Source organism: Aquimarina sp. AU58 (assembly GCF_900312745.1).
Classification (GTDB): domain Bacteria; phylum Bacteroidota; class Bacteroidia; order Flavobacteriales; family Flavobacteriaceae; genus Aquimarina; species Aquimarina spinulae.
Map to the genome: position 1 here is coordinate 2,061,390 of NZ_OMPD01000014.1, position 12,983 is coordinate 2,074,372.

Below are 12,983 nucleotides of genomic sequence, written 5' to 3' on the forward strand. Positions count from 1 at the left end.
ACATCACAATGTTTTGTGTTCTTTTATTCTATTGATTACCCAATAAAATACCCGTTTTCTTTGGCAATTTTATCAGCAATTTTGATTCTTAATGCAACTACATTTGGTTGATTCGCATATTTAGTAAAACGCTTAAGTCCCATTAGCATCATTCGTTGTTCATCTCCTTCTGCAAAAGAAACTATTCCTTCTTTTCCCTTTCTAATAATGATATCTACCGCATTGTATAAATATAATTGAGACATTGCTATTTGAGTCTCCTGAGCTTCTTCACCAAAACGTTTTGCATTTTTCTCGGTACGTAAGATTGTAGATTCAGCCATGTAAATTTCAATTAAAATATCTGAAGCAGCTAGTAACAACTGTTGATGATCCTCTAGTTGCGGTCCAAATTTTTGAACAGCAGCTCCTGCTACCATTAAGAATACCTTCTTAAGCTTAGCTATGATTTCTTTTTCTTCAGAAAATAAAACTGAATAATCAGGAGTGTCAAAAGATGGAATACCGGTAAGTTCATCTGCAACTTTCATGGCAGGTCCAAGAAGGTCTACATGACCTTTCATCGCTTTCTTTACTAACATTCCTACAGCAAGCATACGATTGATCTCGTTGGTACCTTCATAGATACGGGAGATACGAGCATCTCTCCATGCAGATTCCATTGGGGTGTCAGCAGAGAATCCCATACCACCAAAAATCTGCACACCTTCATCAGTACAACTTTGTACGTCTTCAGAAACGGCAACTTTAAGAATAGAGCACTCGATCGCATATTCTTCGACACCTTTTAGTTCTGCTTCCTGATGTGTATTTCCTTCCGCTTGACGGATAGCAATTCTATCTTCGATATTTTTTGCTGCTCTGTAACTGGCAGATTCATCGGCATATGTATTGGTAGCCATTTCAGCAATTTTAGCTTTAATAGCACCAAAATTCATAATAGGTGTTTTAAACTGGATACGCTCATTAGCATATTTAGTTGCCTCACCAATCACACGACGTTGCGCATCAAGACAGGCAGCAGCAAGTTTGATACGACCTACATTTAATGCATTCATTGCAATTTTAAACCCATTACCTCTTTCTGATAACATGTTTTCTACCGGTACTTTGGTATCGCTAAAGAATACCTGGCGAGTAGAAGAGGAGTGAATACCTAGTTTCTTTTCTTCGTCACCGAGAGAAATTCCATTAGATGGATCATTTTCTACAATAAATCCTGTAATATTTTTATCGTCTTCAATACGAGCAAAAACAATAAACAAACTACAGAAACCAGCATTAGATATCCACATTTTCTGTCCAGAAATCAAATAATGCGTTCCATCTTCAGAAAGAACGGCTTTTGTTTTACCAGAATTAGCATCTGATCCCGCACCTGGTTCTGTTAAGCAGTATGCTCCAAACCACTCACCAGTAGCAAGCTTAGGAACATATTTTTTCTTTTGCTCTTCATTACCATATAAGGTGATTGGCATAGTACCGATACCGGTATGAGCCCCAAAAGCAGTACTAAACGATCCGGTAGCTCCAGAGATATAATCACAAACTAACATGGTAGATACGAATCCCATTCCTAGTCCATCATATGCTTCGGGTACAGAAACTCCTAAAAGTCCAAGTTCACCAGCTTTACGCATACACTCTTCTGTATATGCATAGTCTTTACTTTCGAATCGCTCCCAATGTGCCCATAGCTCACGATCTACAAATTCTCTAGCGCTATCACGCATCATTCTTTGCTCCTCAGAAAAATCTTCTGGAGTAAATACATCTTCACAATTTGTTTCTTTAACAAGGAATTGTCCTCCTCTAAGAATATCTTTATTTATAGTTTTATCACTCATTTTTTTAGTAAGGTTTTAGTAGTTAGTATTGAGGCCAATTAAAAATGTAATTTTTTAATACTTAGATCTCAATTCTAATTTTAATTTAAAAATTCATAAATACCTGCGGCACCTTGCCCTGTACCTACACACATGGTTACCATTCCGTATTTACCTTTCATATCACGTTTACGCATTTCGTCGAATAATTGAACCGAAAGTTTTGCTCCCGTACATCCTAGCGGGTGTCCTAATGCAATTGCGCCTCCATTAACATTTACGATATCCTGATTGAGACTTAATTCTCTCATTACTGCAAGAGATTGAGAAGCAAAAGCTTCATTAAGTTCTATAAGTTCTACATCATCTTGTTTTAATCCGGCTTGTTTTAAAGCTTTCGGAATAGCTTTTACAGGGCCAATACCCATGATTCTTGGTTCTACACCGGCAGCGGCATAATTAACTAGTCTTGCAATAGGTTCAAGGTTTAGTTCTTTAACCATTTCTTCACTCATTACCATCACAAAAGCAGCACCATCACTCATTTGTGAAGAATTACCAGCAGTTACACTTCCTCCAGCTTCGAATACTGGCCTAAGTTTACCTAGCACTTCTTTACTGGTTCCTGCACGAGGTCCTTCATCTTTAGATACAGTATATGATTTTGTAGCTTTTTTTCCATTTTCATCAACGTAGATTTGTTCTACATTAATAGGAACTATTTGATCCTGAAAACGCTCTTCTGCTTGTGCTTTTAAGGCCTTCATATGAGAGTTGTATGCAAATTCATCTTGATCTTCTCGAGATACTTTGAATTGGTGAGCAACTGCTTCTGCAGTATTACCCATTCCCCAGTAATAATCTTCATGTCCTGATTTGGCTAAGTCATAATTAAGTTCTGTCTTATACCCTGTCATAGGAACTGCGCTCATGCTTTCTGCTCCACCTGCAATAATGCAATCTGCCATTCCAGATTGTATTTTGGCTGTTGCAATACCAATAGTTTCTATTCCTGATGAACAAAATCTATTTACCGTTACTCCGGGAACATCAACAGAATTTAACCCCATTAATGAGATTAAACGCGCCATATTTAACCCTTGAGACCCTTCGGGCATGGCATTACCAACAATTACATCGTCGATACGTGCTTTGTCAAGGTTAGGAAGCTCTTTCATCATATGTGCTATGGTTTCGGCTGCCAATTCATCTGTCCTTTTAAACCTGAACACCCCGCGAGGAGCTTTTCCTACGGCTGTTCTATATGCTTTTACTATATATGCTGTTTTCATTGTTTTATAGTATTGAGTATTGAGATGTTAGTATTGAGATTTATAATCTTTTTTGAAAAGAATAATTCATTTTCTGTATTTCAATACATAATTCAATAACATGTTCTACTTTTTCTTTACTTATTATATTTAATTCTATTACTAATATTAATTGTGTATGGAGTTCATAGCACGAACCATTAGCAATACTTAAAAAATGTTTAAATTCTTTACTTGAATTTCTTCCAGCACCTTCAGCAATGTTAGAAGAAACAGAAATAGCACTACGTTTTATTTGAGAAACTAAGCCATATTTTTCATTAGATGGAAGCTGACTGGTAAGTTGATATACAGATTTGGCTAAATCAATTGATTTTTTCCATATTTTCAAATCTTCAACTTTGTGCATCATTTATCTAATTACTCAATACTAAATTCTCCATACTAATTACGTAACGGTTTTCCTTTTTTAAGCATATGCTCGATACGCTCAAGAGTCTTACGTTCTGTACAAAGTGACAAGAAAGCTTCACGTTCTAGATCCAATAAGTATTGTTCTGTAACCAATGTTGGTTCAGATAAATCTCCACCAGCCATTACATATCCTAGCTTATTAGCTATTTTATGATCATGCTCAGAAATATATTTACTAGCTTCCATAGAATCGGTTCCTACTAAGAACATACCTAATGCTTGTTTCCCTAAGACTTTTACATCCTTACGTTTTACAGGTTGTGTATACCCTTGTTCTGCCATTAATTTTGCATGTGCTTTTGCTGTAGCAATCTGGCGATCTTTATTAATGACTACAATATCTTTTCCTTTTTGAAGGATGTTGGTATCATATGCTTCATAAGCAGAAGTAGATACTTTGGCCATACCTATAGTTAAGAAATGTTCCTGTAGTACATTAAGTTCTACATCATTTTTCTTAAAAGTATCTGAGGCTCTTAATGCCATTTCTTTGGATCCACCACCACCGGGGATAACACCAACACCAAATTCTACAAGTCCTATATATGTTTCTGCAGCAGCAACTACTTTATCGGCATGCAAAGAAAGCTCACATCCTCCACCGAGCGTCATACCATGAGGAGCAGCAATTGTTGGGATTGCAGAATAACGCATGCGCATCATAGAATCCTGGAAGTATTTAATTGCCATATTAAGCTCATCATATTCTTGCTCAACAGCCATCATAAATATCATTCCGATATTTGCACCTACAGAGAAATTTGCAGCCTGGTTACCAACAACCAATCCCTGGAAATCTTTTTCAGCAATATCGATAGCTTTGTTTAGTCCGGCTAGCACATCACCACCAATAGTGTTCATCTTACTTTGAAACTCTACATTTAGGATTCCATCACCAAGATCTTCTACTACGACTCCGCTATTTTTAAATACTTCTGAAGATTTACGAATATTATCCAGAATGATAAATGCATCTTGTCCTGGTACTTTTACCTGTTCTTTTTTAGGAATATCATAGAAAAATGTAGCTCCGTTATTTACGGTATAAAAGGAAGTACTTCCTGATGCGATCATATCCAGTACCCATGAAGCAGGTTCATACCCTTCTGCACGCATCATTTCGATTCCTTTTTCTACTCCGACAGCATCCCAGATCTGAAAAGGACCATGTTCCCAGCCAAAACCAGCTTTCATTGCATCATCGATTTTATATAAATCGTCTGTAATTTCAGGAATACGATTAGATACATATGCGAATAATGCAGATAAATTTTTACGATAAAATTCTCCAGCTTTATCTTTACCAGATATTAATACTTTAAAACGATCTACTACTTTATCTATAGTTTTTGTCATTTCAAGAGTAGCAAAAGAGGCTCTTTTCTTTTCTCTATATTCTAAAGTATCTAAATCCAAAGACAGGATTTCTCTTTTCCCATCGGCACCAACATTCTTTTTATAAAATCCCTGTTTGGTTTTACTTCCTAACCATTTGTTTTCCATCATAGAGTTGATGAAATCCGGAAGTTTGAATAATTCATGACGTTCGTCATCTGGGCAATTATCGGCAATACCATTAGCCACATGAACTAAGGTATCGAGACCTACCACATCTACTGTACGGAATGTAGCCGATTTTGGACGACCGATTACAGGACCAGTAAGTTTATCAACTTCTTCTATGGTTAATCCCATTTCTTTTACCATATGGAATAAACTCATAATACTAAAGATTCCTATTCTATTACCAATAAAAGCAGGAGTGTCTTTTGCAACTACAGAAGTTTTTCCCAGGTATTGTTCCCCATAACCATTAAGGAAATCCAAAACTTCCTGAGAAGTATTTGGACCAGGAATGATTTCGAATAATTTAAGATAACGAGCAGGATTAAAGAAATGAGTTCCGCAGAAATGTTTTTGGAAATCTTCACTTCTTCCTTCACTCATAAAATGAATAGGAATACCAGAGGTATTAGAAGTAATTAATGTACCTGGTGTTCTGTGTTTTTCAAGATTCTCAAAAACTATTTTTTTGATATCTAATCTTTCTACAACAACTTCTATAATCCAATCTACATCTGCAACTTTTGTGATATCATCTTCCAGATTTCCTGTAGTGATTCGATTTGCAAATTTTTGATGGTATATAGGAGAGGGTTTAGATTTAAGAGCAGCAGTAAGTGAATCATTTACTAATCGATTACGCACCACTTTGTTGTCAAGAGTAAGGCCTTTCGCTTTTTCTTTGTCGTTAAGTTCTCGAGGTACTATATCTAGTAATAGTACTTCGATGCCAATATTAGCGAAATGACATGCAATACCGGATCCCATGATTCCTGAACCGATAACTGCAACTTTTTTAATGATTCTTTTCATTTTTTAACTTCGAGTTGTTAAGGTTTTACAGATTCTTGTTTTGAGTAAATTTTTTTAGATGATATCAGATCATTTATGGTTTGAAACACCTCTAAGAAAATGTCTAACTTCTCTTGTGGGACATGTTTTCTTACCATAGTATCAAAAGTAAAAACGACTTCTTTAGAGAAATTTCTCATTTCTACGCCAAATGGAGTGAGGTAGATCAATACACCGCGTCCGTCCTGAGGATTTTTCTTTCTGAAAATCAATCCTTTTTCTTCCATGGTTTTCAAAGTGCGTGATAAACTTGTAGCTTCCATTCCCATTTTGGGACCTAGTGAAGTAGAAGGTGTACCGCTTTCTGGGTCTATGCTTAGTAATGCAAATCCAGTAGCCATTGTACTTCCTTTTTTACTGGCTTCTTCATTATACATCTTAGCGACCGCCATCCAGGTGGCTCTAAGTGCATAATCGATTGTCTTTTCTCTCATTCAAAAAAATTATTATAAATGTAAAGGTAAGGAAATTTATTATGCGTGCATAATAAATAAAGTAAAAAATTGAGAAAAGTTGATGTAATTTACACTTTTTTGTTGAATTAATAAAAAAACTCCCCATAAAATGAGGAGTTTACTGATTAACAGTTAAAGCTTACATATGTTTTGCGTTGTAATCAGTTAATTGAATTAGCCATAAATTTTAGAATAAAGATCTTTGTATTTTTCTTTTATTACTTTTCTTTTTAATTTCATAGTAGGAGTGAGGTGACCCGCATCAATACTCCATTCATCTGCTGTAAGTTCGAATCGTTTCACACGCTCCCATTTTCCGAACTTTTTATTATGCTCGTCGACTTCTTCTTGGTAACGATCAATAATTGTTTGATTTTTAAGAGCTTCTGACATAGAGTTGCCTATTTGTATGCCTTTACGCTCTGCCCACTCTTTTAAAAACTCGAAGTTAGGTTGTATAAATGCTGCAGGCATCTTTTCTCCTTCACCAATTACCATTATTTGCTCGATAAAACGAGATTGTTTCATGGCATTTTCTATTAATTGCGGAGCGACATATTTACCTCCAGAAGTTTTAAACATTTCTTTTTTACGATCGGTAATACGCAAAAAACCATCACTATCAACTTCGCCAATATCTCCGGTATGGAAATATCCATTTTTTAATACCTCTTTGGTTTTTTCTTCATCTTTATAATATCCTAACATTACTTGAGGACCTTTTACCAAAATCTCCCCATCTTCTGCTATTTTTACTTCGGTATCAGGGATCATTCTTCCTACAGTGCCTATTTTCATTCCTCTGTTTCCTGTTTCATTTACAGAGATTACTGGTGACGTTTCGGTAAGACCATATCCTTCCATAACTCCCATCCCTGCCGCATTAAATATTCGTGCAAGTCTTGGTTGTAGTGCAGCACTACCAGAAGCAATTAATTTTAAATTACCTCCCAGAGCTTCTTGCCATTTACTAAAAATAAGTTTTCGGGCGAGACCTAATTTTTTCTCATACCACCAGCCATTTGCTCCGTAAGGTTCGTATTTTAACCCCAGATCTACTGCCCAAAAGAATAATTTCTTTTTAATACCTGTGAGATCAGCTCCTTTTGCAATGATTTTGTCATATACTTTTTCTAGTAATCTTGGTACTGCAGTCATAACCTCGGGTCTAACTTCCTTTAGATTATCACTAATAGTTTCTAAAGATTCTGCAAAATATATACCTACACCACGATATTGATATAAATACATTAACATTCTTTCGTAAATATGACATACGGGAAGAAAACTTAGAGCTTTTGTTTCTCCATCTACGATAGGGAACCGAGTAGAACTATTTATAGAATTGCTCACTACATTTTTATGACTTAGCATAACACCTTTAGGCCTTCCTGTGGTTCCTGAAGTATATATTAAGGTAGCAAGATCATCTTCTTTTACAGAAGCCATAATTTCTTCTACTTCAGATTGGTTACTATCGTCTTTACCTAACTCGAGAATTTCATTCCAACTTTTACAACCTGAAATATCATTATAAGAATAAACTTCTTTTAATGAAGGTACATTTGCCTTAATGTTTTTAACTTTCTGAAATACTTCTTCGTCAGAAACAAAACAGTACGTTGCTTCAGAATGATTTAAAACATATTCATAATCTTCTTGAGAAATTGTGGGATAAATAGGAACATCCTGTGCTCCAATTTGAAGGACACCAATGTCAGTGATATTCCATTCTGTTCTGTTATTAGAAGATATAATTGCTATTTTATCATTAGGTTTTACTCCTAATCGTAACAAACCACGGCTAATTTGATTTGCTTTTTCTACATATTCCTTAGTAGAAGTGGCAATCCATTCACCATTATATTTAGTTATTAAAGCCTTGTCTAAATTAAATTTTTCTAATTGATAATGTGGGAAATCAAATAATCTCGTAATTTTCGTCATAAGTTGTTTAAAAATAATTTTTGTAGCCTTCTAAAGCTCTTTTTAGATGGTTGTCTTTAAGGTAATTGGGTAACTAAATTTACAGATATACATATTAGAATACATCATTACCTAAGAACTTAAAAGAACTATTATGCGTGCATAGTTTCGCAAATTATAAAAAATCTTATAATACACAACTCTAAGATATAAAAAAAAGGAACTGTAATTTGTTAACTCCTCAATATTTTATCGTTTTTAATGAAATATTTATTGTTTAATGGCTTAAAAACGGTATTAACAAAATTTACAGAAGAACAAATTTAATGCCTCATTAGATCATTTTTTATACACTCAAAATTCTTAACTTCTATTTTTCCATTGGTTGGAATCATATTTTGCCAAACCCAATTATAATGCTCAATTACTTTTTTGGCTTCTAAGTGAGGTCTGTCTCCTGTGGTATGACCATCTTCTATCACGGTTATGTTATAGTCCTTTGTTAAAGCGGATTGAACAGTTGATGCTACACAAAAATCAGTTGCACAACCTGTAATAAATAACTCATCGATATTTAAGTCGTTTAGTTTTGATTGTAGCTTTGATTTATAAAATATATCATTTGCATACTTATCTATAAAAACGTCTGTTGCTTTTACTTTTAAGTCGTCTAGTAACTCCCACTCTGTTGTATTTGGTACAAATTCATTTGTTTTTGTACCATCATGTTGAATAAAAAATACTGAAAAATCAGAGGCTCTAAATAGTTGCGCAAGTATATTAATCCTACTTACAACTCCTTTTGTATCATATCGTGGAGTTTTAGAAGTAAAAGATCCCTTTTGCATGTCAATTATTAAGAGTGCTTTTCTGTTTTTCATTCAGAAGCACTTTTCTCTAACCATTTTCGGGCATTTACAAAGGCTTCGATCCATGGGGACACTTCGTCATGTCTATCTTGTGGATAGTTAGCCCAGTTCCATTGAAAGATCGAACGTTCAATATGAGGCATCATAACCAAATGGCGACCAGTCTTATCTGTCATCATAGCAGTATTATAATCTGACCCGTTAGGATTAGAGGGATATCCTTCATATCCATATTTTGCTACAATGTTATATTGATCTTCGGATAGAGGTAAATCAAATTTTCCTTCGCCATGAGAAATCCATACTCCTAGTGTACTTCCTGCCAAAGTAGATAGCATTACAGAGTTATTATCCTGTACTTTTACAGAAGTAAAATTACTCTCATGCTTATGAGAATCATTATAGGTTAGTTTACCATGTTTTTTATGTTCTGGATTAATAACCTCTAGTTCCATAAATAACTGGCAACCGTTACAAATACCTACAGATAAAGTGTCTTCTCTTTTGAAGAAGTTTTTTAAGGCTGTATTTGCTTTTTCGTTATATAAAAAGGCACCTGCCCACCCTTTGGCAGATCCCAAAACATCACTATTAGAAAAACCTCCTACAGCTCCAATAAACTGAATATTTTCTAATGTTTCTCGACCAGATATCAAATCGGTCATATGCACATCCTTTACATCAAAACCAGCTAGATACATGGCATTTGCCATTTCACGTTCAGAATTACTTCCTTTTTCACGTATGATAGCTGCTTTTGGTCTTTTAAGCTCACTAGAAATCACAGGTCGTTTACCATCAAAGTGTTTTGGAAAAGAATACTGTAATGGTTGGTTTGCATAGTTTTCAAGCCGATCTTTTGCTAAATCATTTGCAGTTTGTTTTTGATCTAACAAGAAAGAAGTTGTATACCAAGTATTTCTTAATTCTTCTATAGGAAGATCAAAGGAGTCATTTTGATTTTTTATACTTAAAGAAGCTTCTTCTTTTACCGTACCGATTTTGAAAAACTCAATATTGTTTTTAGAGAGTATAGATTCGATATCTGAATTTGAAGCACTCTGAAAAACGATTCCCGAATTTTCTGCAAACAATAATTTGATAGAATCAGATTCTCCAATTTTGGTAAAATCAAGCTCAGCTCCCAGGTTACGATCTGCAAAACATAACTCTAATAATGTAGTAATTAGACCTCCGGAAGCAACATCATGACCTGCTACAATTTTATTTTCTTTAATAAGATCTTGAATTACATTAAAGGTTTTCTTAAAACAAGCAGCGTCCTTAATATTAGGTGCTTCATCACCAATTTTATTTAATATTTGTGCAAATGATGAACCGCCAAGCTGATGTTTATCATTAGACAGATTAATATAATAGATAGCACCACTATTCTTTTGTAAAACAGGTTCAATAACTTTGGTAATATCATTACAATGTGCGGCTGCAGATATCACTACGGTTCCGGGAGCAATAACTTCTTCATTTGCATATTTTTGCTTCATAGACAGTGAATCTTTACCCGTAGGTACATTGATTCCTAAATCAATTGCAAAATCTGAAATTGCTTTTACGGCTTTATATAATCTGGCATCTTCTCCTTCATTCTTACACGGCCACATCCAGTTTGCAGATAAAGAGATAGATTGCAAACCTTCATGAAGTGGTGCCCATATGATATTAGTTAATGCTTCTGCAATAGAATTTTTACTACCAGCTTCTGGATCAATAAGCCCTGAGATAGGAGAGTGCCCAATGCTAGTTGCAATACCTTCTTTACCATTATAATCAAGAGCCATAACTCCACAATTATTTAAAGGCAATTGTAATGGTCCTGCACATTGCTGTTTTGCAACTTTTCCTCCTACACAGCGATCTACTTTATTGGTTAACCAGTCTTTACAGGCAACAGCTTCTAATTGTAGTACCTGTTCGAGGTAGTTTTCAAAATTTTCTTTATTATAGGAAAGGTTATCATATTTACGATCAATAGTCTTGTCGTTCATTATGGTTTTAGGAGAACTACCAAACATATCTTCTAATGCCAGATCCATTGGTGTATCTCCTTTGGTCTTGGATTGAAAGGTAAAACGGTGATCTCCGGTAACATCTCCTACTTCGTACATGGGTGATCGTTCACGCTCGGCAATACGTTGTAGTGTATCTATATTTTGTTGTCCGATAACTAATCCCATACGTTCCTGAGATTCATTACCGATAATTTCTTTTGCAGATAATGTAGGATCGCCTACAGGTAATTTATCCAAATCGATTTTTCCTCCGGTTTCTTCTACCAATTCAGAAAGGCAATTAAGGTGTCCTCCTGCACCATGATCATGTATTGATACAATTGTATTTTCTTCACTTTCTACCATACCTCTAATTGCATTAGAGGCACGTTTTTGCATTTCTGGATTAGAACGTTGTATGGCATTTAATTCGATACCGCTACTAAATTCTCCTGTGTCTGCAGAGGATACGGCTGCACCTCCCATACCAATCCGATAATTTTCTCCTCCCAGGATTACAATTTTATCTCCTTTTTCTGGAGTGGCTTTGATAGCTTGTTCGGCTTTACCATATCCAATCCCACCTGCCTGCATGATTACTTTGTCGAAACCAAGTTTACGGGGTGTCATATTGAGCTTGTCGAAATGTTCTTCATGCTCAAAAGTAAGTACAGACCCTGTAATTAGAGGCTGGCCAAATTTATTTCCAAAATCAGAAGCTCCGTTAGAAGCTTTTATTAAAATATCCATTGGGGTTTGGTATAGCCAATCTCTTTCTTTCATGGCATGTTCCCATGGGCGATTATCTTGTAATCGCGAATAAGAGGTCATATATACTGCAGTTCCGGCAAGAGGTAAAGATCCTTTTCCTCCGGCAAGACGATCCCTGATTTCTCCTCCAGATCCTGTTGCGGCTCCATTAAATGGTTCTACAGTAGTAGGGAAATTATGCGTTTCTGCTTTAAGCGAAATCACACTATTAAATTCGGTTTCCTGATAAAAATCAGGCTTATCGGCAGTTTTTGGAGCAAACTGAGTAACTTTTGGCCCTTTTATAAAGGCTACATTATCTTTATAAGCAGAAACAATATCGTTTGGATGTGTCTCTGATGTTTTTTTGATGAGTTTAAAAAGTGAAGTAGGTTGTTCTTCTCCATCAATCACAAAGGTCCCGTTAAATATTTTATGACGACAGTGTTCAGAATTTACTTGCGAAAACCCAAAAACTTCTGAGTCTGTAAGTTGTCTCCCTATTTTTTTACTCACTCCTTCGAGGTATTCAACCTCGTCATCACTAAGCGCTAAACCTTCAGCAATATTATAAGCAGCAATGTCATCGATTTCTATAATCGATTCTGGTTCTATATCTATGGTATAGATATCCTGATCTAATTTGCTGTATTTTTGAGAGAGCATAGGATCAAAATCGGCATAATCTTTTGTAACACTATTAAATTCTTCTATTCGTATAATTCCTTCTATACCCATATTCTGAGTGATCTCTACGGCATTGGTACTCCACGGAGTAATCATTGCGGCACGAGGACCAACAAAAAAAGCGTCAATAGACGCCGCAGATAGTTGAGGTTGGTTGCCAAATAACCATGTTAATTTTTTTATGGTTTCAGGGGAGATTTCATTGGCTGTTTGAACTGCAAATACTTTCTCGTTTTGGTTTCCGAAGAAATGAATCATACTTCGATTATTTGTGTTGATTTTTATTAAGCTGCAAATTTAC

Annotated in this window: 8 protein-coding genes; all 8 read right to left on the reverse strand. The window is 35.3% G+C overall.

Annotated features, from left to right (window positions below; all coding sequences use genetic code 11):
- Positions 1–35: 35 nt before the first annotated feature.
- Positions 36–1,847 (reverse strand): acyl-CoA dehydrogenase family protein, encoded by a 1,812-nt coding sequence (locus tag DK441_RS20385; protein ID WP_109852320.1) that lies wholly within the window; start codon positions 1,845–1,847, stop codon positions 36–38.
- An 80-nt stretch (positions 1,848–1,927) separates the two neighbouring features.
- Complete coding sequence (locus tag DK441_RS20390; RefSeq protein ID WP_109852321.1) at positions 1,928–3,118, reverse strand: acetyl-CoA C-acyltransferase; 1,191 nt, start codon at positions 3,116–3,118, stop codon at positions 1,928–1,930.
- Between the two features lie 40 nt (positions 3,119–3,158).
- Positions 3,159–3,506 carry a four helix bundle protein gene (locus DK441_RS20395; protein WP_109853589.1) on the reverse strand — a complete coding sequence of 116 codons (348 nt, stop codon included), beginning with the start codon at positions 3,504–3,506 and terminating at the stop codon, positions 3,159–3,161.
- A 35-nt stretch (positions 3,507–3,541) separates the two neighbouring features.
- Entirely contained in the window at positions 3,542–5,947 is a 2,406-nt protein-coding gene (locus DK441_RS20400) for a 3-hydroxyacyl-CoA dehydrogenase/enoyl-CoA hydratase family protein (RefSeq protein WP_109852322.1), read from the reverse strand.
- Between the two features lie 17 nt (positions 5,948–5,964).
- On the reverse strand, positions 5,965–6,420 hold the full coding sequence (locus tag DK441_RS20405; RefSeq protein ID WP_024771025.1) for a MarR family winged helix-turn-helix transcriptional regulator: 456 nt from the start codon (positions 6,418–6,420) through the stop codon (positions 5,965–5,967).
- 195 nt (positions 6,421–6,615) lie between these two features.
- Complete coding sequence (locus tag DK441_RS20410; protein WP_109852323.1) at positions 6,616–8,388, reverse strand: long-chain fatty acid--CoA ligase; 1,773 nt, start codon at positions 8,386–8,388, stop codon at positions 6,616–6,618.
- 302 nt (positions 8,389–8,690) lie between these two features.
- Positions 8,691–9,248, reverse strand: coding sequence for an isochorismatase family protein (locus DK441_RS20415; RefSeq protein WP_109852324.1), 558 nt, complete (start codon positions 9,246–9,248; stop codon positions 8,691–8,693).
- Entirely contained in the window at positions 9,245–12,940 is a 3,696-nt protein-coding gene (gene purL, locus DK441_RS20420; RefSeq protein ID WP_109852325.1) for a phosphoribosylformylglycinamidine synthase, read from the reverse strand. Before purL ends, DK441_RS20415 begins: the two co-directional genes overlap by 4 nt.
- Positions 12,941–12,983: the final 43 nt, after the last annotated feature.